The organism is Neisseria sp. P0019.S002 (assembly GCF_051957155.1).
In the GTDB taxonomy this organism is placed as follows: domain Bacteria; phylum Pseudomonadota; class Gammaproteobacteria; order Burkholderiales; family Neisseriaceae; genus Neisseria; species Neisseria perflava.
In genome coordinates, this window is the sequence record NZ_JBQCWS010000001.1 from 178,111 (window position 1) to 200,896 (window position 22,786).

The following is a 22,786-nucleotide window of genomic DNA, read 5'->3' on the forward strand; positions in this document are numbered from 1 at the left end:
ACACCATACACACAAGGAAAACATCATGAATCCGATTAAAACAACTCTGCTGACACTTTCCCTACTTACAGCCTCCATCGGCGCGCAAGCCGCTGAATTGCCGCAATCTGCCGTTTTGCAATACTCAGGCAGCTACGGTATTCCTGCAACCATGACCTTCACACGTAGCGGCAGCCAATACAAAATTGTCTCTACCATCAAAGTACCGCTTTACAATATCCGCTTTGAATCTGGCGGCAGCATCAACGGCACAACCTTGAATCCGTCTTACTACAAAGATGTACGCGGCGGTAAATTGTATGCCGAGGCCAAATTCTCCGGCGGCAACATCACTTACGGCAAAGCAGGTGATTTGAAAACCGAAAAATCCGGCCCGGCTATGGACTTGTTCACTTTGGCATGGCAACTGGCCGCCAATGACGTGCGCCTGCCGTCAGGTTTGAAAATTACCAACGGTAAAAAACTCTATACCGTCGGCAGCATGAACAAAATTGGCAGCGAAAGCTATAAATTGAATGGCGGTACAACGCCTGTGAGCAAATATCGCGTCCGCCGTGGCGACGATACCGTTACTTACTCTTTTGCTTCCGATATCGACAATATCCCTGCGCAAATCAGTTATACCGATGACGGCAAAACCTACAACTTGAAACTGACTTCCGTCAAAATCAACGGTAAAGTAGTGAAACCGTAATCTTTATTTGCTCAAACAAGAAGGCCGTCTGAAAAAGTTTTCAGACGGCCTTTTATTTTTACAGCAACACAATATCGTATTGTTCCTGCGTGTAGGCGGTTTCGACTGCCAGTGAAATCGGCTTGCCGATAAAGTCTATCAACATCGCCAGCGATTGCGATTCTTCGTCTAAGAACAAGTCGATGACATTTGGAGCGGCCAAAATGCGGAAAGCTTGGACATCGTAGCGGCGCGCTTCGCGGACGATTTCGCGTTGGATTTCGTAGCACACGGTTTGCGGCGTTTTCAGACGGCCCCGGCCTTGGCAGGAAGGGCAGGGTTCGCAGAGAATTTGGCTTAAGTTTTCACGCGAGCGTTTGCGGGTCAGTTCGACAAGGCCCAGGCTGGTAAAGCCGTTGAGGGTGACGCGGGTACGGTCGAAACTGAGGGCTTTGGCAAGCTCTTGCAGGACGGCTTCGCGGTGGACTTCCTGCGCCATATCGATGAAGTCGATGATGATGATGCCGCCGAGATTGCGCAGGCGAAGTTCGCGGGCGATGGTGTGGCAGGCTTCGAGGTTGGTGCGGAAGATGGTCTCATCAAAATTGCGCGCGCCGACAAAGCCGCCGGTGTTGACATCGATGGTGGTCATGGCTTCGGTGGACTCGATGATGAGGTAGCTGCCGAAGTTGAGGTTGACGCGCGGTTGCAGGGCGCGGGCGATTTCCTGCTCGATGTTGTGGGTTTCAAATAGGGGGCGTTCGCCTTTGAACAGCTCGATTCTGCCCAATGCACCTTGAACGTATTGTTCGGCAAACTGGGTCATGCGGCGGTGGTTTTCGGTGGAATCGACCAGGATTTTGTGCGTATCAAGGCTGAACATATCTCGTAATACGCGCAGGCTTAATGGCAAATCTTGATAGAGCAGGGTTTCAGGCGGCTGAATTTTTGCCTGTTTTTGAATGTGTTCCCACACTTTGGTCAGATAGTTGATGTCTGATTGTAGTTGGTCATCGGAGGCGTTTTCAGCGTTGGTACGGATGATGTAGCCGTGGCAGGCGTTTTCGGGCAGCAGGTTGTTGAGGCGCTCCCTCAAACTGCTGCGTTCCGCATCGTCTTCAATGCGTTGGGAAATGCCGATGTGGTCTTCTTGCGGAAGATGGACGAGGAAACGGCCGGCCAGTGAGATTTGGGTGGACAGGCGCGCGCCTTTGGTGTTGATGGGGTCTTTGATGACTTGAACCAAGACAGACTGGCCTTCAAAGAGCATGTGTTCGATGCGTTGGGTTTCATCCGGATTGCGGCGTTGTTCGAGGACGTCGACGATATGCAAAAACGCGGCGCGTTCCAAGCCGATATCGATGAACGCGCTTTGCATGCCGGGAAGGACGCGTTTGACGACGCCTAAATAAATATTGCCGACCAAGCTATGGCCGCTGTTGCGCTCGATGTGCAGCTCGCAGATATTGTTCTCTTCCAAAACAGCCACACGCGTTTCTTGCGGCGTGATGTTGACGAGGACAGTTTCGGGCGGACGCACAGCGTCCTTGGGTATGGGAATTCCTGAAAGCATGGGGATACCTGATTTTGAATAGAAAAAATTTTGCGATGTGTTCTTCTCCAAAAAACAAATGGCAAAAGTCATTCTGCGAAAGCGCTTATCATACTTTAATTATGGTTTTTCCGCATCTGCACAAATGTTTATGGCCAAGAGGCCGTCTGAATGTTTTTTACAACCGTACGGCGGGAATACTTGTAAAATAGCACCTATGCCCATATAGTCATGAACATTGGTATTTTGGAAGAAATCATGCAAACCGTTACTGTTTATACCGGTCCATATTGCCCGTACTGCACCATGGCGAAAAGGCTGTTGCAGGCGGTGGGTGTGAAAGAAATCAACGAAATCCGCATCGACGGCAATCCGGAAGTTTTTGCCGAAATGCAGCAGCTTTCCGGCCAGCGCAGCGTGCCGCAGATTTTTATCGGCGACACCCATGTCGGTGGCTTTACCGATTTGTACCGCTTGCAGCAGGAAGGCAAGTTGGACGAATTATTAAATCCTTAACCCTTAACTTAGGAAAATAAAATGAGCGAAGAATTGCAACCCGTATTCAGCGTTGAGCGTCTGTATGTAAAAGACTTGTCTTTGGAAGTGCCTCACGCACCACAAATCTTCTTGGAACAAGGCGAGCCTGAAGTGGATATGCGCGTTTCTACCGGCAACACCAAACTGGAAGACGGCTTCTACAGCGTTGACGTGACCGTGACCGTGACTGCCAAACTGAACGAAGAGCGCACCATGTTCTTGAACGAAGTTACCCAAAGCGGCATCTTCCGTCTGGAAAATATTCCTGAAGAAGACGTACAACTGCTGTTGGGCGTTGCTTGTCCGAACATCCTGTTCCCTTACGCGCGCGAAGCCATTTCCAACAGCGTAACCCGCGCCGGCTTCCCACCTGTATTGCTCGCTCCGATCAACTTCGAAGCCATCTACCAACAACAACAGGAAGCTAACGCTTAATCGCGTTATACCTAAATTAAGGCCGTCTGAAACATTGCGTTCAGACGGCCTTATATATTGCGTTCCATCAGGGGCGCATATTCTTAATTCTTGTAAAGCCCCTTAACTAAGCCAGTGAAGGGGCTTTAATCATGCTTATTTTCTACACCGTAAATCCCGAACCAGTATCTTTTCCGAAGGCATATATCCTCAAAGTTTTCAAGGATATAAATGATGAATCTCAATGTGTCAAAACTCTTTGCTTTCCTGTTTCACATCAAACTTTAAAACACAAAGCTGAAAACGCTGCAAACGAATGCGGAAGACTTTTAGTAAGGGATTTGATGAATGAGGAATATGGCCGTGAAAGCTTGGGAAGATAAAGCCGTGGCGGTGGGCGCAGACATGGCGGACGCGTCAGCGGACGGCAGGGCTGCGGCAACCACCGAAGGCTGCCCCCCTAGGCTAATAGGGGGGGAGCAAAATAAAACCCCTAATCCGAAGGGTGCGGAAAAATCGGAGAACCAAGATTTTGAGTTTGAATATTTCAGCCATTTCGTATCGGATGGAAAAGGCAAATTCATCGAAATACCGTTAAGAAGAGGAAGGGATGACGGCGCATTTATTGACCAAATCACTTTCACGATTCACGAAGACAGTTTACCGAAAGTAACAGGTAAAGGATTGGTTTCAGATACAGAATTTGTTGTGAAGTATAGCGAGCTGTTAGAAGAAATTTTAGGTTTTGGCATTACCCAAAAACTACCGTTCAAAGGAAAGTTTTTCTATAAAAGCTGTTACCAACTCGGCCCGGATAACGTCGAATATGGCAAGGTTCATTATGGTGGTCAGCGAGAAACAATGCTGGTTGAATTGAATGGTACAGGTTGTCAGGCTGCTATACCTGGTTGGGAAAACAGACTGTATGAGTTTTTAAGTAAGTGCATACGTCCAAAAATTACCCGTGTTGATGTCGCCCATGATTTTTTTAACGGCGAATACACACCCGATCAGGCATTACTTGATCATGATAACGGTCATTTTGACGTTCACAATATGAGACCAAAAAGCGAATGCCGAGGTACTGCATGGCGCAATGATGATGGTAGCGGCAAAACCTTTTATGTAGGTAAACGCGGAAATTCCAAATTTACCCGCGTTTATGAGAAAGGAAAACAATTTGGCGATGTCAACAGTCCTTGGGTAAGGTTTGAAACTGAATTTCGGGCAGGCGATATAGAAATTCCCTTAGATGTTTTGCTTTATACCGGTTCATATCTTGGTGGTGCTTATCCGATATGTACCGCAATATTCAAAACAGAAGCCAAGCGGATGGATGCAAAGACAGAAACAGTAAATCTATCTTTCGATCACAAACTGTTCCATGCGCGTAATCAGGTTGGAAAGATGGTTAATTTTCTCCGTGATATAGGTTGGGATGATACAAAAATTGTCGATGAACTTGTAAAAGGCATTGAAGGTTATCCCAAAGGTTTACAACCTGAACAATACGACTGTAGAGATCAGACACAAAAGATTCAATATATACACGAAGAGCAAAAAGCAATTGATGATTTGAACATGCAAACATTACTTGATGATTTGCTTGATGAGAAAGAAACCGCATTCCCACAAGATAGGGAAAAACAACACATTAAAGACATAGAACTCGAAGAGAAAATTATTTCAAATTTTTTAAACAGTAAAGGAAATTCAAATGTTTGAGCAAAGCCAAGTAACCACATATTCAGCAACCCTGTTGGGCGCAAAACAATTCAAAGGCGAAATCGACGGTAACAAAATCGATTCTTGCACAGTTTTGGTAGCCAGCCCCATGCCTTCAAACGGCAATGCCGTGGGCTTTACCGCGGCAAGCATGAAATTTGGCGATAGCCATAATTTTGAAAAGCTGAAAAATCTTAAATTCCCTTGCGCGGTTGATGTAACCGTCGCCATGGAATCAACAGGTAAAGGTCTTGTTCCAAAATTGCTGGATTTCCAAGTTAAAGGCGCAACGCCCAAAGCCTAAGAAAGGCTGAATCATGAGTAAGTATCAGCAAAAATTTATTGTTCAAGAACTCGAAAATCATGAATTCATCTATCCCGATCCATTCGGCGATATTGGCTTTACGCCCAATATTAAATCTGCCGGTCAATATGAAAGCTATGAAGATGCTTTCAGTTCGGCGATTGAAGAAATCGGCGGAGAATTTTTAATTTTCAGTTTTTATACAAAAGAAGATTAAGTTTAAGAGGCTCGGCGGGCGGTCTCTAAAACCTTCACATAGCCCGCAAACATATTTTTTAAACATTTCGTAAAGGAAAACATCATGAAATTGATGAACACTTGCCGTAAATACGGCGCAAAACTGGCCGTTGTTGCCGCTGCTCCTCTGGCTTTGGCTAATCAAGCATTGGCAGATACAAACTTGCTCGATACCGCCTCTACAGAAATTGGCGCTCTCAAAACAGGTATTGTCGCATTCGGCGTTGTTGTTGTAGGCATTGCGATTGCTATCGTGTCAATTGGTCTGGTTAAACGCGTGATCAATAAAGCATAAGGTTTGATATGGGATATCGAGTAGGCCAAATCTGTTATGGAACGCAGATAGAAGCTCAAAATCATGTGATGTCCCAAGTCATACCGACAATCGATAAAGACGGGGTGTTAAATCACCCTGTTTTTATTGGTTCGGCATGGGAATATCACGGAAATCAAGTAAAACTCAACTTTCCTCAGTGCAATAATCAAGATTTTTATGATCAGGGCAGAGAGTTGGGACAGTCTATGCTACTTGCTTTTATAGGTTTATTTATTGTCGTAGTTTGCTTAAAAGTCGTAAAACTGGCCAATATGCAAAATGACGAATAAAAGGGAAAAGGAAAAATGAATGATACCCGAAGTTTATTTTATTCTCGGCGTTTCGCCTTACGCAGTCGCCTGCTTGTGCTTGTATGTTTTGGCGCGCAAGTTTTAAGCCCGTTAACAGCGTTTGCAGAAGTCGGCCTTCCTCCCCCTGTACAACATCAAAACGCAGGCTTTCCGAGTGACCAAGCCTTGCAACGTCGCGGATACGATCCAAAAACAGGCATTTGGAAAGTTGATGTACAAAATAACGGCAAACCGACAGTAACTAAAAATGGCGGAAATATTAATGGTAGCCAAGGAAAAACCGTAACGGTTACAGGTCGCTATGGCGAAACTGGCACGATGAACACGACTGTTAATCAAAGAGTCGGTACAAGCGCGATTCAAAAAACTGCTACGGGTGTATGGGTTGGGTCATCGGCTGCAAATGCGTTAAGTAAAAATGGCTCATATGTAGCAACTCAATTAAGAGCTGGGAATTATCAGTCAGCGTTTGAAGGTTCAGTTCTTGCTTTAGGAGATTTCGGTAATAACTTATTTGGCGGATTGCCAGAATCCATTGTGAATTTAGGGCGCTCTTTAGGGTTAGTAAATAATCCATCACCGCAACAATTTAGAGATGCAGCAGAAAGATTTTATGCTGCCCAACGCGAAGCAGAAGCACAAGGCAACTATCAAAAAGCAGTAGCTGAAGCAGCAGCTAAAAAAGCAGCAGAAGCAGCACAAAAAGCGCAACAACAAGACCAACAGAAGAAAGAAGAACAAAAGAAAGACGAAGAAGCAAAAAAGAAAGGATTATTCAAGTATCAATTAATAGTAGAAGTTGATGGGTCATATCAAAACTATGTTATCTATGCTCGAGACGGTTATGGAATAAGTGGTTCTGATCGTAATACTTTAAACAATACGCCTCCATATATGCGCCAATTTGTATCATCCTACAATATTGATTTAGGTGGAGCATCCCCATCAAATATTAAAGTAAGTACTCCGTCTGATAGGCTTGTTTTTATTCGCTGGAAATCTTATAAAGAAGGCACAGTTCCCGAATCAGAAAAACAGAAAATTGCACAAAATGAAAGCCAAGTAAAACCTGAAGATTTCATGCTGACACAAAAAGAAATGTTAGACATTCTTAAACGTATGCTTGAAAACAATCAGACAAACCATGCCGAGTTGATGAACCAACTGGCAAAAATGGGCGTTATGAATCAATCTGCCGAGCCAAGCACATTTAGCCCTGATACAGCACTTAGTGCGCCATATACCCCTGAAGGCAGTAGCACCCCTCAACAAACAAGATTCAAAATGAATCAAGATGGTACTGTGGGCGTTGATTATGTGCCACGTCCAGATTTAAAGCCAAACAGTCCAGAAGCACCGAATAAGCCCGAAAAGACAACACCGAGCAGACAGGAGAGTCCAGACACGCCAAACGCACCAAATAGCCCTAATTCTCCCAATACTCCAAATGAGCCGAATAGTCCGAACACTCCTACGCCAAAACAGCAAGAAAATAACTTATGTTCGCTGTTTCCAAATATCGCAGCGTGTGCAGATTTGGGCAACGCAGAAGAAAAAGATCTAAACATTCCTCAAAACGATCAAGATATAGGTACTTTGAAACCGTTGGAACACTTTCAGACAGATGGCGTTTGTCCAAAGCCACAATCATTTGATTTTGGACTGTTCGGACGTTTTGAGATGGGTTATGACACAATTTGCGACATTGCCCGAAAAATCAGGCCAATTTTGGTTTTAATATGCATGATAAGTTGTAGCTGGGCGGCATGGTCGGCAGTCAAGGAGTTGTAACATGTGGAGTAAATTGTTAACTGCCGTATTGACAACCGTAGCAGGAAAAATCATGGCCGCATTTGGTCTGTCGTTTGTAACTTATGTAGGGGCAAACGAACTGCAACAGCAGTTATTAAGCTATGTAACAAATCAAATAGGCGGTATATCTGATGATGCCTTACAAATACTTTATATAACAGGCATGGGAGTGTGTCTTAATTGGATATTTGGCACTTTCGCATTTATTGCATCGCTTAAATCTTTTGCCAAACTCTCGGCAGTTATGTCAAAAAAATAAAACAGATAATTAAAAAGGAGATAAAAAATGTTGTATCTGATAACAGGCGTACCTGGTTCGGGCAAAACATTAAAAATGATCTCGGACTTGATGACAAGAGACGATTTAAAAAACCGTCCGCTTTATCTTGATGGAATTCCCGAAGTTGACGGCCAAATCATCCCCAATCTGCCGATCCCTGAAGGCGAAACCATGCAGACGTGGCACAAATGGGCACCTACTGGCGCGATCCTCGTGATTGATGAGTGTCAACGCGTATTCCGTCCACGCCCAAGCGGTTCAAAAGTCCCCGATTATGTCGCCGAACTTGAAACACACCGACATAAAGGCATAGACATTTTTTTATTGACACAACACCCACGGCTTATAGATGCCAACGTCAGAAGCCTGATAGGTCATCATTGCCATATCGGCAAAACCAGCCTAGGCGTTCGGCGTATGGTCGAATGGGAAAGATGTGCCAATCCCGAAGCAAACGGCGATATAGCAAACGGCGTTAAAAGCGTTTATAAACTCGATAAAAAAGCATTTGGCGTTTACAAATCGGCCGAAGAACACACAAAAATCAAAACCAAACGAAGTAAAGTGATATTTATTTTGCCTTTGGTTCTTATAGTAATTATATTCAGCATGTTTATTGCATATGGCAGTTATAAAGACATATCAAAACCGATAGAGGTCAAAAAAACAACCGAAACAGACAGTAACCAAACAGTACAAAACACACAAACGGCACAACCCCAAATTGAACAAAGCGGCCAATATCCCCAACAAGAGCCGAAAACAACCGAAAAAGAGGAAGAAAAGCCCTATATCACACAGCAAGACTACGAACCAAGAATAGCAGAGCGTCCCGAAACCGCCCCGATCTACGACAGCATGAACAAAGCCTTTAAAGCCATGCCGTGGCCGTCTGCCTGCATCAAATCCGAAAAAGGCTGTAACTGCTATACCGATCAAGGCACAAAAATAAAAGAGATCAGCAAAAAAACCTGTGTCCAATATGTAAATGACGGCCTGCCCTTTAACCCCTACAAGACAAAACAGCCCGAATCGGCGGCAACGGAAGCACCAAAGGCGCAGCACGAAACGCCTCAAGTCTTGACAATGGGTGGAAAGAGTCCGCAAAATTTGATGTATGACGGATACGAAGAAAAATCGTTAAGTAATCAAGGGGCAAAGGTTGGGATATGATTTTTGATATAGTAGTTGGTGGATTAATACTTTACGCCATAGTTCATTTGCATAAAAAATATGGAATGTCTATATTTAAAGTCTTTTTTAAAGAAGCTTTGATAGGTTTTTCAATAGCCCTTGTTTTAATTTTTGCAGTGTTAATATTTTTATAAATTAAACGCCCCTAATCCACCCACTTACTTGAACACAAGTCAGGGGGAGGACGTCCAGAAAGTTTTGTAAAGGCGCGTTTTTTGCCTTTATAAAACTTTTTGGATACCCCTTGACGCTAGCCCACCCAAAAACGCTATTAGCAAGGGTTGGGGCGGTTTTTTGCGCCAACCCCTGCCACATGGCGAATGTCGCCGAAGGCAAGCACACGATAAGCTTCAAGCCCTGAACGTGAAACCAGCATTTTCAGGGCTTGGCGTTTGACGAAACACCAAGTAAAGCCCACGACTTCGAAAGCACGGCCAAAGCCATAGCTTGTAAAAAAGATAGAAGCGTGGGCTTTCGTACATCTGAAGTTTGAACACTATCTAGGGCGCAACCCGAATTCATAAGGTAAAACACATGTACTTAGGCATAGACGTATCAAAACTCACAATAGATTGCTGTCTCATTTCAGACGGCCAAAACCATGAAAAGAGATTCAGCAACAACCCGAAAGGATTCCAACTACTTACAGACTGGCTAAAATTTCATCAAATGACTTCAGAGCTGCATTGCTGCTGCGAAGCCACCGGAACATATTACGAACCGCTAGCCCATTATTTACATCAGCATTACACCGTTACGGTCGAGAATCCGCGAAGAATAAAAGGGTATGCCATAGCCGAACTTCAACGAAGTAAAACCGACAAGCAAGATGCAAGACTAATCGCACAATACTGCCAAGACCGGAAACACAAACTGAAAGCATGGATACCGCCGGCACAAGAACAGAAACAGCTCCAAGAACTCGCCCGATATTTAGACCATCTCAAACAACAACGTGCGACCGAAACCACCAAACTGCACGAAGCACCCGACTACATTGCCCCGCATATCAAAATCACCATTGAAAATCTGAGCAGCCAAATCCGTGACATCAAAAAGCAACTGCTCCAGTTCTACAAGTCTCATCCCGATTACAATACGCAACGCAAACGCCTAAAGACCATTACGGGCATAGGGGAACAAAGCGCAGCAGTATTGCTTTCCGCCTACAAAAGACACCCTTTCTCCAACCAAAAGCAGTTTACTGCCTATCTCGGTTTAGACCCACGCAAAAACCAATCAGGAAGCAGCGTAAACGGCAAAAGCCGAATATCGAAAATCGGCAATGCCGACATCAGAAAAAGCCTGTATATGCCCGCCGTAGTTGCTTATCGCTGTAACGTCTTTTCCAGTTTCGTAAACAGATTAAAAGCCAAAGGAAAGCCCATAAAACTCATACTGATAGCCATCATGCGCAAACTTGCCGTGATAGCTTTCAACTTATTAAATAACGGTCAAGATTTTGAGCCGGAAAGATATAAATGAAAAATTAAACCAGGCTTTCGCCGGCGATTTTTAATTTACTGAAAAATAAATAAAAAAATAAAACGAAAAACCATTTAATATCAAACAAAACACCCTGAACAAATCAGGGTGCGTATTGTTGCAATTTTAAGAAATGTAAATTTATTTGACTGTGAAATACACTATCTTTTTTATTTGAAAATTAGGACATAAGAAAAATCTATAATAAAAAGTTCATATATTAATGTAATAAGTATATAATGATATCGTTTATCATTACGATAATATTTTTAATTTTTATAGGTTTATATACCATTTAAAATCAATGAATTAGAATTTTATCCAGTAAGTAGATTCTATTAATTAAGGAAATAGTTGTGAAACCTGATTTTCAAATGAAAACAATTTGTTTGTTATTGGTGCTGCCTTGCCAAACTGTTTTTGCAGATACAGGACATCAAGAAGTGGAGCATGTAGACATGGATACGGTCAAGGTCAGCGGCAAACGGCAGGCACAAAGGAATACCGAGCGCAGTCAGTCTTATACAATCGGAACGATGGCAACGGCGACTGGCTTGCGTATTTCAGGCAAGGATACACCGCAGTCGGTGAGCGTAATGACGCGTCGGCAGCTAGATGATAAAGCAATATATTCTTTAGAAGATGCAATGAAAAACACTACGGGAATTAACGTGGTTCGCGATTCGGGCCTACAAACTCGTTTTTTGTCTCGTGGTTTCTATGTTGATCAGATTGGTGAAGACGGTATTACCACTAATGTGTCTGGACGTTCGGGCTATACGGCAAAAATCGATGTCTCACCCAGTACAGACCTGGCTGTTTATGATCACATTGAGGTTGTCAGAGGTGCAACCGGTCTTACTCAGTCCAATTCCGAACCGGGTGGAACCATTAATTTAATCCGTAAGCGGCCAACAGCTCTGTTTAAGCATACAGGTGAAATCAGCACTGACCATAGGGGCAGCAAGCGTTTAGCTTTGGATGTATCTGGAAGCTTGAATAATGAACATACGGTACGCGGTAGGCTGGTTGGTGTTCATGAGGACCACCGTTCTTTTAAAGAGGGTGTATGGAACAAGAAAGACATGGTTTATGGCGTGATCGATACGGATTTGAGTGATAACAGTATGCTGACTTTGGGTGGTACTTATCAGAAAAATAAAGATATTCCCGATTTTGCCGGCGTGATTTTACCTTGTGAGGATCAAAAAACTGCGGCCTTCAGCTCCAGTCCTGCTTGTAACAATCCTTTGAAATTGCCACGTAATACTTATTTGGGTGAAACCTCATGGTCACGCCTAAATGCTGATAAATACAATATTTTTTCCGGTTTCAAACATGTTTTTGACAATGGATGGCAACTTAATGCCGAAATTTCTTATACGCGTAATGATTCAGATGCCAAAGTCGGACAATTTTTTCTGAAAAACGAACACGCGGCAGGTATTTCAGCATCTGCGGCAACAGGTTTCCTAACTGAAAAGGGAGAGGTGATCCCTTTTGAGCCTAAAGACAAGGCGTTGGCAAAATTAAAAGAATATCGTGATGGCGTCACTAAGACATATGAAGAGAAAAAAGCAGATTACGTTGCCCATCATTTCGATGCATCTGCTTTTGAACAATATCGCTCCCAAAGGGCGGCAGCACGTCGGGCAGGTTTTGATCAATGTATGCAGGACATTGGTTTGGATTTCCTGTGCAACGACTGGCAGGATCCTGGTGTAGAAGTAGATAAAAAAGAGTTTGTTGATAAGGAGCTTGCAAAGCAAGGCATTATTAACAATGCAGAAGGTTTGTTTCCCAACCGTCTATACGACTCAGCATACAATCTTCGCCACACATACAACCGCCGTTACAACTTCATGCCGTTGCACTATACCAAACACGATGTGCAATGGGGCTTTAAGCTGGATCTGACAGGTAACTACCGCTTGCTTGGACGTGAACATGATTTCTTTGTCGGCTATGCGTATAACAATGAAAAAATCCGTTCTGCTTATACAGAAATATATCAAAACCGTTATTTTGTCCGTCCTCAAGGTTATGCAGGTGCAGGCAGTTGCGGCATTCATCCCGATGGTCCGGAGCGTAATCCTTTAGAAAAAGGCATTGTCGAACCAGATTGGCATATTTATAACGAAAAAGGTAATAACAAAATCTATGTGCCGGAATGCAGTGGCGCGCATGTTACCAAATATACTCCCCGTTTGGATGCTGAGGGCAAGCCTGTCTGGACAGTCAACGACAATGGTGAGCGCGTAATGGTGCAAGATCCTGTTTACGAATTGGATGCAAATGGAAACAAAATACAGGAGCGGGATGAAGAGGGGAATTTGAAATGGGCAAACCAATATCTGAAAACGCCGCTGTGGAAAACTGTTCAGGTTGCAGATGATCATGTTCCGGCGTTATACAATTATTCGAAATACCTTAACACGAATAAAACACATTCTTTGACTTTCAGTACCCGCTTTAATGCAACCAACCGTTTGCATCTCTTGGGCGGTATGCACTATACGCGCTATGAAACCACACAAGCCAAAGAAATGCCTGTACGCTACGGCCAGCCTGCTACGGCATTTCAAACTGAGAGCAGTAATAAAATCGACAAAGAACACTACACCTCAAAAATGCAAAGTCATCGGTTTACGCCATATGCAGGCATTACCTACGACCTGACACCGCAACAAAGCTTGTATGCCAGCTATACTAAGATTTTTAAACAACAGGATAACGTTGATGTAACCAGCAAATCCGTTCTTCCACCACTCATCGGGACTAACTATGAAATAGGTTGGAAAGGGTCGTTCTTGCAAGGCCGTCTGAATGCTTCGCTTGCCTTATTTGTTTTACAGCAGAAAAACCGAACCGTTGTCGATTTCGGATTTGTTCCCGATACTGGTCGTAACGGAGGTTCATTCCAAACCATCGCCAAACCTGTGGGTAAGGTTAAGAGTAGTGGCGCAGAACTTGAATTGGCTGGCGAATTGTCGGAAAACTGGCGTATTTTTGTTGGCTACACATATAACAAAAGTAAGTATAAAAATGCTGCAGAAGTCAATGCGGAGCGGTTGGAGAAAAACACGACTGCCGACCCGTATAACTTCAGTAACTTCACGCCGGTACATATGTTCCGCCTCGGTACAAGCTACCGCTTGCCTCAAACTAAATTGACCTTGGGTGGCGGAATATCCGCGCAAAGTCGCACAAGTAGCCTTTACAATATTCGCCAAGGAGGCTACGGACTTATAGATGGCTTTGTTCAATATGACTTTCACAAACACGGCAGAATCAGCCTGATAGGAACGAACCTGGCTGACAGGACGTATTTTGAAAACAACTACAACCGTACGCGAGGTCAAAACAATTTCTATGGCGAACCGCGGACAGTCAAACTGAAATTGGATTGGCATTTCTAGAGTGAATGGATCATTATTTGGTATGTGAACATTATTGGCAAAATTCCTGATAAAAGTATGGATTGAACATCCTTCTTTTTTGAAAGCTGTTTTCTAACAATGGCTGAAGTTGATTCGATAGCCGGCGTATTTTCAAATATTCATTTGTTTCAAGTATTCAGCTTTGAAGGCCGTCTGAAACATTGCGTTCAGACGGCTTTTTTGTTTTCAGATAAAATACAGCAAACTTTCAATCAGCTGCCTTTTAAGATGACGCCCGAAACCCAAAAACAGCTCAAAATCACCGACGTTTCCGCCAAGAAGCTCGACAAGCTCAACCTCCATACTGCATGGGATTTGGTGTTGCACTTGCCGTTGCGTTACGAGGACGAGACGCACATCATGCCGATTAAGGACGCGCCGATCGGCATGCCGTGTCAGGTCGAGGGCGAGGTCATCCATCAGGAAGTAACTTTTAAGCCACGCAAACAGCTGATTGTCCAAATCGCCGACGGTTCCGGCAGCGTCCTTTTTCTGCGCTTCATCCACTTTTACGCCAGCAATCAGAAACAGATGGCGGCAGGCAAACGCATCCGCGCAGTGGGCGAAATCAAACACGGGTTTTACGGCGACGAGATGATTCATCCCAAAATCCGCGATGCCGAGAGCAGTGGTTTGGCGGAAAGCCTCACGCCGATTTATCCGACTGTAAACGGTTTGAATCAACCCACTCTGCGCCGTATTATTCAGACGGCCTTGGACGTTACTCCGCTACACGATACCTTGCCTGATGCTTTATTAGGCCGTTTGAAATTGCCACACCTTGCCGAAAGCCTACGCCTTTTGCATTCGCCGCCGCCGAGTTTCACCATCCACCAGCTTTCTGACGGCACGCTGCCCGCATGGCAGCGGCTCAAATTCGACGAACTTTTGGCGCAACAGCTTTCCATGCGGCTGGCGCGGCAGAAGCGTGTCAGCGGTACGGCGGCGGCATTGGGCGGCGACGGCACGCTGACCCAAGCCCTGCGCCACGCCTTGCCGTTTGCCCTGACTGATGCCCAAGAAAGAGTCGTGTCCGAAATCCGCCGCGATATGGCGCAAACCCACCCCATGCACCGCCTGCTGCAAGGCGATGTCGGCAGCGGCAAAACCATCGTCGCCGCCTTGTCCGCGCTGACCGCCATCGAATCCGGTGCGCAGGCGGCCGTGATGGCGCCGACCGAAATCCTTGCCGAACAGCACTTTATCAAGTTCAAACAATGGCTCGAACCTTTAGGACTCGAAGTCGTCTGGCTTTCCGGAAGTCAGCGCAAAAAAGCCAAAGACGAAGCCAAAGCCAAACTCGCAGACGGCACCGTCAAAATCGCCGTCGGAACGCACGCCCTGTTTTCAGACGACGTCGAGTTCCAAAATCTCGGCTTGGTGATTGTGGACGAACAACACCGCTTCGGCGTCGCCCAACGTCTCGCCCTCAAAAACAAAGGGCGCGACGTCCACCAGCTGATGATGTCCGCCACGCCTATCCCGCGCACGCTCGCCATGAGTTTCTTCGCCGACTTGGACGTGTCCGTCATCGACCAGTTGCCGCCCGGGCGCACCCCGATTAAAACCCGCCTCGTCAACAACATCCGCCGCGCCGAAGTCGAAGGCTTCGTTCTCAACATCTGCCGCAAAGGGCAGCAGGCATACTGGGTCTGCCCGCTGATTGAAGAAAGCGAAACCTTGCAACTGCAAACCGCGACCGAAACCCTAGAGCAGCTTCAGGCGGCATTGCCCGAACTCAACATCGGCTTGGTACACGGGCGCATGAAGGCTACCGAAAAAGCCGAAGTCATGGCGGAATTTGTCGCAGGCCGTCTGAACGTCTTGGTTGCCACCACCGTCATCGAAGTCGGCGTAGATGTGCCCAACGCCGCCCTGATGGTTATCGAACACGCCGAGCGCATGGGCTTGGCGCAGCTGCATCAATTACGCGGGCGGGTAGGGCGCGGCGCGGCAGAAAGCGTGTGCGTCCTCCTGTTTGCCGAACCTTTAAGCGAACTTGCTAAAGCGCGGTTGAAAGTCATCTACGAACACACCGACGGCTTCGAAATCGCCCGCCAAGACCTCAACATCCGCGGCCCGGGCGAATTTCTCGGCGCGCGTCAAAGCGGAGTCCCCATGCTGCGTTTTGCCAACCTCGAAGAAGACCTGCACCTTTTGGAACAGGCACGCGAAATCGCCCCTTTGCTGATTGAACAAAACCCTGAAATCGTCGAAGCGCATTTGGCAAGATGGCTTTCCAGCAGGGAAGGTTATTTGGGCGTATAAGGTTTGCTTTAAAAGAAAAAGGCCGTCTGAAAGATTTCAGACGGCCTTTGGTTTGGCTGGGTAGGGGTTTAGAAGCCTTGCGCCAACATGGCATCGGCAACTTTGACGAAGCCGGCAATGTTCGCACCATTGACGTAGTTCACTTTGTCGCCGACTTTGCCGTATTTCAGGCAGGATTCGTGGATGTTGTGCATGATGTCGAACAGGCGTTGGTCGACTTCTTCACGAGTCCAAGACAGGCGGATGGCGTTTTGACTCATTTCCAAACCTGAAGTCGCTACGCCGCCGGCGTTGGACGCTTTGCCCGGAGCGTAGAGGATGCCGGCTTTGATAAATTGTTCGACTGCGCCCAAAGTTGACGGCATGTTCGCACCTTCTGCAACCACATAGCAACCGTTTGCCAACAGGATTTTGGCGGCATCTGCATCCAATTCGTTTTGGGTGGCGCAAGGCAGGGCGACTTCGGCTGCGATGTTCCACGGTTTTTGGTTTTCAAAGTATTGCAGGCCTTGTTCTTTTGCATAAGTGGCCACGCGTTCGCGGCGTACTTCTTTCAGTTCGATCAAAGCGGCCAGTTGCGCTTCGGTCATACCGCTGTCAGGGAAGAGGACAAAGCCGTTGGAGTCGGAAACGGTCAATACTTTTGCACCCAGTTGGATGGCTTTTTCGGCAGCGTATTGCGCCACGTTGCCGGAGCCGGAAATCAACACGCGTTTGCCTTCGATGCTGTCGTTGCGGGTTTCCAACATGGCTTGGGCGAAATACACGCAGCCGTAGCCGGTGGCTTCAGGACGAATCAGGCTGCCGCCCCATTCGAGGCCTTTGCCGGTCAGGACGGATGCAAATTCGTTGCTGATTTTTTTGTATTGGCCGAACAGATAGCCGATTTCGCGGCCGCCTACGCCGATGTCGCCGGCAGGGACGTCGGTGTCGGCGCCGATGTGTCGGTAGAGTTCGGTCATAAAGGCTTGGCAGAAGCGCATTACTTCGGCATCGGATTTGCCTTTAGGGTCAAAGTCGGAACCGCCTTTGCCGCCGCCCATAGGCAGGGTGGTCAGCGCGTTTTTGAAGACTTGTTCAAAAGCGAGGAATTTCAACACGCCCAAATCGACGGTAGGGTGGAAGCGCAAGCCGCCTTTGTAAGGGCCGATGGCAGAATTCATTTGGATGCGGTAGCCGCGGTTGACTTGGACTTGGCCTTTGTCGTCCATCCAAGTGACGCGGAACATAATCACACGCTCCGGTTCAACAATACGCTCAAGCAGGCTTTGTTGGGTATATTTCGGGTTTTTTGCCAAAAACGGATCCAAACTCATGAATACTTCTTCAACGGCTTGATGGAAGGGTTCTTGGTTGGGGTTGCGTTGTTTGAGATTGGTAAATAGAGTGTTCAGGTCGGTCATTTTTCTACTCCTATTGAGTGAGATATTTCAATATTTATGTTTTGAAATATAGCTGTAAAAATTTTACTTGCCAAGAAAAATTTTACCCAGATTGTTGACATTCTTTTTTTACTAATTTGTAAAAATAGAATTATATTTTAAATTTAATTAAAAATATCTAAAAATATTTCATCAAATAAGTAATAAAAAAATAAAGTGCTAAGTAATTAAACTAGAAAATGTTTAAAAATTTTTTGTAAAAATTTAATTCAGCTCAAAATTTGTGTAAATTAGCGCTAAATTGTCAACATTGTTAATGAGTGTACTACGTGAATATGGGGAAGGTCGCCCCCTTGAAGACAGAGAGGCAGGCCGTCTGAAAATTCGGTACAATACACAAGAAATTCCCACAACACATACATTAAGGAAACACATGAAAGCCTATCACGACCTTATGCGCCATGTCCTCGACAATGGTATCGACAAATCCGACCGTACCGGCACCGGCACGCGTTCTGTGTTCGGTTACCAAATGCGTTTTGATTTGAGTGAAGGCTTTCCGCTGTTGACCACCAAAAAACTGCATCTGCGCTCGATTATTCATGAGCTGCTTTGGTTTCTCAAAGGCGATACCAACATCAAATACCTGAAAGACAACAACGTTTCCATTTGGGACGAATGGGCGGACGAAAACGGGGATTTAGGCCCAGTTTACGGCTACCAATGGCGCAGCTGGCCCGCACCCGACGGCCGCCATATCGACCAAATTGCCAACGTGGTGGAACAAATCAAGAAAAATCCCGACTCGCGCCGTCTGATTGTATCGGCATGGAATCCCGCTTTGGTCGACGAAATGGCCTTGCCGCCTTGCCATGCGCTGTTTCAGTTTTACGTTGCCAACGGCAAACTGTCTTGCCAGCTTTACCAACGCAGCGCCGATATTTTCCTTGGCGTACCGTTCAACATCGCCAGCTACGCATTGTTGACCATGATGATGGCGCAAGTGTGCGGACTGGAAGCCGGTGAATTTATCCATACGTTTGGCGATGCGCATTTGTACAGCAACCATATCGAGCAGGCCCAACTGCAATTAAGCCGCGATTTCCGAAGCCTACCGACCATGAAAATCAACCCTGAAGTCAAAGACTTGTTTGCCTTCAAATTTGAAGACTTCGAGCTGGAAGGCTATGATCCGCATCCGCACATCAAAGCAGCCGTATCGGTGTAATTCAAGTTAAAAATAAAAAGGCCGTCTGAAACTTCAGACGGCCTTTTTATTTGATTTGAGTTGTCAGATTTTCTCTCAACGGATAAGCGTATTTCCGTTAAAATACGCCTTTTTTTCCGATTCGAAACATTGCCATGCGCCTCACCCACATCAAACTCTCCGGCTTCAAATCTTTTACCGACCCGACCACGATTCATGTGCCGGGGCAGCTTGTTGCGGTTATCGGGCCGAACGGCTGCGGCAAGTCGAATGTGATTGACGCGGTGCGCTGGGTGTTGGGCGAGGCTTCGGCGAAGCAGCTTCGTGGCGAGAGTATGCAGGACGTGATTTTTAACGGTGCGGCGACGCGCCGTCCTGCGCCGAGGGCTTCGGTGGAGCTGGTGTTTGACAACAGTGACCACTGTTTGCAGGGGGCGTGGGGGCAGTATGCCGAGGTGAGCATCAAGCGGCAGCTGACGCGTCAGGGCGAATCGACTTATTTCATCAACAATCAGACTGTGCGCCGCCGAGACATTACCGATTTGTTTTTAGGTACGGGCGTGGGCGCGCGCGGTTATGCCGTTATCGAGCAGGGGATGATTTCGCGCATCATCGAAGCGCGGCCGGAGGAGTTACGCGCCTATATCGAGGAAGCGGCGGGCGTGTCCAAATATAAGGAACGCCGCAAGGAGACGGAAGGCCGTCTGAAAGACACGCGCGAGCATTTGCAGCGTTTGGGAGATTTGCAGAACGAGTTGGCGCGTCAGGTGGAGAAGCTGGAGAAACAAGCAGAAACCGCCGAACGCTACAAATCCCTGACCGCACAGTTGAACCAACAACAGGATTTGCTTGATTACGCCCAATGGCAGCAATCGCTTGCCGCCGCAGATAAGGCGACCGCGCAACATCAGTCTTTGCAGGCGCAGCAGGACGAAACCGCCGCGCAGGTTCAGGCGTTAAACGACGAAGTACACGCCTTGCAGACCGCCGAGCAGTCGCAGCAGCAGGCGGTGCATGAATTGAGCAACAAACGCGGCGTGTTGCGCGAGCAGATTGCCCGTTTGGAAGAACAAATCCGCCATCAGCAAAACCTGCACCAACGCATCGAACGCGACAAGCAGGCGGCGCAGGCGCAGTTGCAACGCATCCATCAAGAGCAGCAGCAAATCCGCGTCAAGCTGGAAGAAAACGAGTTATACGTCGAAGAAAAGCAAACCGAATTGGCGGAATGGGCGATGCAGGTTGCCGAACACGAAGAGCGTCTGCCCGAATTGGAAGAAGCCCAAGCCACGCTCAACGCCGCCTTCCAAACCCAGCAGGACGAGGCAAACCGCATCCGCCGCGAACTGGCGTTGAAACAGCAGCAGCTTGCCCATGCTGAACAAACGATTGCCAAGCATGAAGAGCGTAAAGGTCGTCTGAAACAGGAAACCCAAGCCCTGAACCTGCCCGACGAAGCCGAAACCGCCGCCGCGCAGGAAGCCGCCGCTTTGTTGCAAAGCCAGCAAGAGCATTACGAAGAACAAATCATCGCCGCCGAAGAAGCCTTACACGCCGCACGTGAAGTGTTTCAGACGGCCTCAAACCGCTTCCAAAGCCTGAAGCAGCAACACATCACCTTGCAGGCGCAGCAGCAGGCGTTGTCGCAAATCCTGTCGCAACAGCAGGAAGCCGCCGACTTCTGGCAGGCAACCGACCACGCCGCCGCGCCGCAGCTATGGCAACACATCACCGCCCCCGCCGAGTGGCAACACGCCTTGTCCGTCATCCTTGCTGAATGTCTGCACGCCCGTAGCGTGCCGCACGGCTTCGTTCCGCCCACGCCATTGCCACAAGGGCAGGCGGCATGGCTTCCAGACGACCTCTCCGGCGGCATCAAAAAATCCCTGCCCGTACAGGCATTGCTGAACCAAATCCAAGCGCAGCCGCCGTTTCAGACGGCGTTGCACCACTGGCTCGACGGCGTATTGTGCGCGCCCGATTTGAGCTACGCCCTCGCGCATCAAAGCGATTTGGGCGCACACCAAATCTGGCTCACGCCTGAAGGCCATCAGGTCGACAAAGTCAGCGTCCTGCTCTATGCCAAACCCGCGCAGGAAAGCCTGATTGCCCAAAAAGCGCGCCTCGACGGTATCGCGTCCGAACTGGAAAACCTCGCCCCCGAACTCTCCGCCGCCGAAGCCGTGTTCAAACAGGCGGAAGCCGCCGTGCGCTCGTCTGAAGTGCAACATAAAAACCTGATGCAGCAGCAACAGCAGCACACGCGCCAATACAGCCAAGCGCAGCAACGCGCCGCCGAACTTCTGGCGCGCACCAACCAAGGGCAAATCCGCCGCGAACACATCGAGCGCGAACTGGCGCAGTTGGCGGAAGAGCAGACTGTGTTGCAACATACTTCAGACGGCCTTGCAGACGACATTGTTACTTTACAGGAAGCCGCCGCCGAACTTGAACACCAACAGCAAACCGCCGCGCACCGCCGCCAAGAGCAGCAAGGCCGTCTGAAACAGGCGCAGCTTGCCCTGTTGGAAGCAAACCGCCAGTATGGATTGGCCGAAGTTGCCGTTCACAAGCTCAACCAGCAAAAACAAAACTACCAGCAGCAAATCGCCCGACTCGAACAGCAAACCCTAGATTGGCAGGAACGCCAGCAAGAGCTTGCCCTCGCCTATGAAACCGAGTTTCAAAACGACGAGCAGCACATCAAGCTCGACGAGCTGACCGAAGCCGTGCACACGCTGGACGAAGAATACATCGCCGTGCAGGAAAAACTCGCGCAGATTCAGGAGCAGGGCAGGGAGCAATACACCCGCGTACAAACCCTGCAAACCAAGCTGCCGCAGCTTCAGGCAGCCACCCAAACTGCCCTGTTGCAGCAGCAGGAAGCCCTGATCAACGCCAAACGTTACCATCAAAACCTGACCGAACGCGCCGCCGATTTGGATGCGCTCGAAGTGTTGGCGAAAGAATCGCCGAAAGTATTGAACAGCAGTATCGGCAGCCTCTCGCAACAAATCGAAGCCCTCGGCGCCGTCAACCTCGCCGCCCTGCAAGAACTCGAAGAAGCGCGCGAACGCGACGGCTACTACCGCAGCCAGAGTGAAGACGTGCAGGCTGCCATCGCGCTTTTGGAAGAAGCCATCGCCCAAATCGACGACAAAACCAAAGCGCGCTTCAAAGAAACCTTCGACGCCGTCAACGGCAAAGTCCAAACCTTCTTCCCGACCCTGTTCGGCGGCGGCGAAGCCACCCTCAAAATGATAGGCGACGACCTCCTGACCGCCGGCGTGTCCATCATGGCGCGCCCACCCGGCAAGAAAAACAGCACCATCCACCTCCTCTCCGGCGGCGAAAAAGCCCTCACCGCCATGAGCCTCGTGTTCGCCCTGTTCAGCCTCAACCCCGCCCCCTTCTGCCTTCTGGACGAAGTCGACGCCCCGCTGGACGACGCCAACACCTCGCGTTTCTGCAACCTGGTCAAAGAAATGTCGGCACAAACCCAGTTCCTCTACATCTCCCACAACCGCCTGACCATGGAAATGGCAGAGCAGCTCGTCGGCGTAACCATGCAGGAAAAAGGCGTATCGCGCGTCGTCGCCGTGGACATTAAACAGGCGTTGGAAATGGCAGAGCCGAATTGAGGTAAGAA

General features: G+C 47.7%; 19 protein-coding genes. 17 read left to right on the forward strand and 2 right to left on the reverse strand.

Annotated features, from left to right (window positions below; all coding sequences use genetic code 11):
- The first annotated feature begins 25 nt into the window (after positions 1–25).
- Positions 26–694 carry a DUF3108 domain-containing protein gene (locus tag ACTHTY_RS00835; RefSeq protein WP_107696988.1) on the forward strand — a complete coding sequence of 223 codons (669 nt, stop codon included), beginning with the start codon at positions 26–28 and terminating at the stop codon, positions 692–694.
- A gap of 58 nt (positions 695–752) precedes the next feature.
- On the opposite strand, the gene ACTHTY_RS00840 is transcribed toward ACTHTY_RS00835, so the two are convergent.
- Positions 753–2,246, reverse strand: a complete 1,494-nt coding sequence (locus ACTHTY_RS00840; protein ID WP_070713423.1) for an Rne/Rng family ribonuclease — start codon at positions 2,244–2,246, stop codon at positions 753–755.
- 237 nt (positions 2,247–2,483) lie between these two features.
- Between ACTHTY_RS00840 and grxC the strand changes: the two genes are divergently transcribed.
- From grxC to recG, 14 genes are all read left to right on the forward strand, one after another.
- A complete protein-coding gene (gene grxC / locus ACTHTY_RS00845) occupies positions 2,484–2,741 on the forward strand; it encodes a glutaredoxin 3 (RefSeq protein WP_003684090.1) in 258 nt (85 codons plus the stop codon).
- 21 nt (positions 2,742–2,762) lie between these two features.
- Positions 2,763–3,197 (forward strand): protein-export chaperone SecB, encoded by a 435-nt coding sequence (gene secB, locus ACTHTY_RS00850; protein ID WP_003745844.1) that lies wholly within the window; start codon positions 2,763–2,765, stop codon positions 3,195–3,197.
- Between the two features lie 131 nt (positions 3,198–3,328).
- Entirely contained in the window at positions 3,329–3,559 is a 231-nt protein-coding gene (locus ACTHTY_RS00855) for a hypothetical protein (RefSeq protein ID WP_440366171.1), read from the forward strand.
- Entirely contained in the window at positions 3,534–4,901 is a 1,368-nt protein-coding gene (locus ACTHTY_RS00860) for a replication initiation factor domain-containing protein (protein WP_440366172.1), read from the forward strand. The genes ACTHTY_RS00855 and ACTHTY_RS00860 overlap by 26 nt, the downstream gene beginning before the upstream one ends.
- Positions 4,894–5,205, forward strand: coding sequence for a hypothetical protein (locus ACTHTY_RS00865; protein WP_070646585.1), 312 nt, complete (start codon positions 4,894–4,896; stop codon positions 5,203–5,205). Before ACTHTY_RS00860 ends, ACTHTY_RS00865 begins: the two co-directional genes overlap by 8 nt.
- Before the next feature lie 13 nt (positions 5,206–5,218).
- Positions 5,219–5,422 carry a hypothetical protein gene (locus ACTHTY_RS00870; protein ID WP_049336678.1) on the forward strand — a complete coding sequence of 68 codons (204 nt, stop codon included), beginning with the start codon at positions 5,219–5,221 and terminating at the stop codon, positions 5,420–5,422.
- Positions 5,423–5,506: 84 nt separating this feature from the next.
- On the forward strand, positions 5,507–5,737 hold the full coding sequence (locus tag ACTHTY_RS00875; RefSeq protein ID WP_049336932.1) for a hypothetical protein: 231 nt from the start codon (positions 5,507–5,509) through the stop codon (positions 5,735–5,737).
- Between the two features lie 8 nt (positions 5,738–5,745).
- Positions 5,746–6,048, forward strand: coding sequence for a hypothetical protein (locus ACTHTY_RS00880; RefSeq protein ID WP_070646395.1), 303 nt, complete (start codon positions 5,746–5,748; stop codon positions 6,046–6,048).
- 15 nt (positions 6,049–6,063) lie between these two features.
- Positions 6,064–7,860 (forward strand): IgG-binding virulence factor TspB family protein, encoded by a 1,797-nt coding sequence (locus ACTHTY_RS00885; protein WP_440366173.1) that lies wholly within the window; start codon positions 6,064–6,066, stop codon positions 7,858–7,860.
- Between the two features lies 1 nt (position 7,861).
- The gene (locus tag ACTHTY_RS00890) at positions 7,862–8,140 is read left to right on the forward strand and encodes a DUF2523 domain-containing protein (protein ID WP_049336921.1); all 279 of its coding nucleotides are present in this window, start codon (positions 7,862–7,864) and stop codon (positions 8,138–8,140) included.
- Between the two features lie 27 nt (positions 8,141–8,167).
- Positions 8,168–9,334 carry a zonular occludens toxin family protein gene (locus ACTHTY_RS00895; protein ID WP_440366174.1) on the forward strand — a complete coding sequence of 389 codons (1,167 nt, stop codon included), beginning with the start codon at positions 8,168–8,170 and terminating at the stop codon, positions 9,332–9,334.
- Between the two features lie 555 nt (positions 9,335–9,889).
- On the forward strand, positions 9,890–10,840 hold the full coding sequence (locus ACTHTY_RS00900; RefSeq protein WP_440366175.1) for an IS110 family transposase: 951 nt from the start codon (positions 9,890–9,892) through the stop codon (positions 10,838–10,840).
- Between the two features lie 374 nt (positions 10,841–11,214).
- A complete protein-coding gene (locus tag ACTHTY_RS00905; RefSeq protein WP_440366465.1) occupies positions 11,215–14,259 on the forward strand; it encodes a TonB-dependent siderophore receptor in 3,045 nt (1,014 codons plus the stop codon).
- A 249-nt stretch (positions 14,260–14,508) separates the two neighbouring features.
- The gene (recG, locus tag ACTHTY_RS00910) at positions 14,509–16,548 is read left to right on the forward strand and encodes an ATP-dependent DNA helicase RecG (protein ID WP_440366466.1); all 2,040 of its coding nucleotides are present in this window, start codon (positions 14,509–14,511) and stop codon (positions 16,546–16,548) included.
- A gap of 68 nt (positions 16,549–16,616) precedes the next feature.
- Here recG and gdhA read toward each other — a convergent pair whose 3' ends face one another.
- Positions 16,617–17,951, reverse strand: coding sequence for an NADP-specific glutamate dehydrogenase (gdhA, locus tag ACTHTY_RS00915; RefSeq protein WP_440366176.1), 1,335 nt, complete (start codon positions 17,949–17,951; stop codon positions 16,617–16,619).
- A gap of 412 nt (positions 17,952–18,363) precedes the next feature.
- On the opposite strand from gdhA, the gene ACTHTY_RS00920 reads away from it, so the two are divergent.
- The gene (locus ACTHTY_RS00920) at positions 18,364–19,158 is read left to right on the forward strand and encodes a thymidylate synthase (RefSeq protein ID WP_049348902.1); all 795 of its coding nucleotides are present in this window, start codon (positions 18,364–18,366) and stop codon (positions 19,156–19,158) included.
- 134 nt (positions 19,159–19,292) lie between these two features.
- Complete coding sequence (gene smc / locus ACTHTY_RS00925) at positions 19,293–22,778, forward strand: chromosome segregation protein SMC (protein WP_440366177.1); 3,486 nt, start codon at positions 19,293–19,295, stop codon at positions 22,776–22,778.
- The last annotated feature ends 8 nt before the right edge of the window (positions 22,779–22,786 follow it).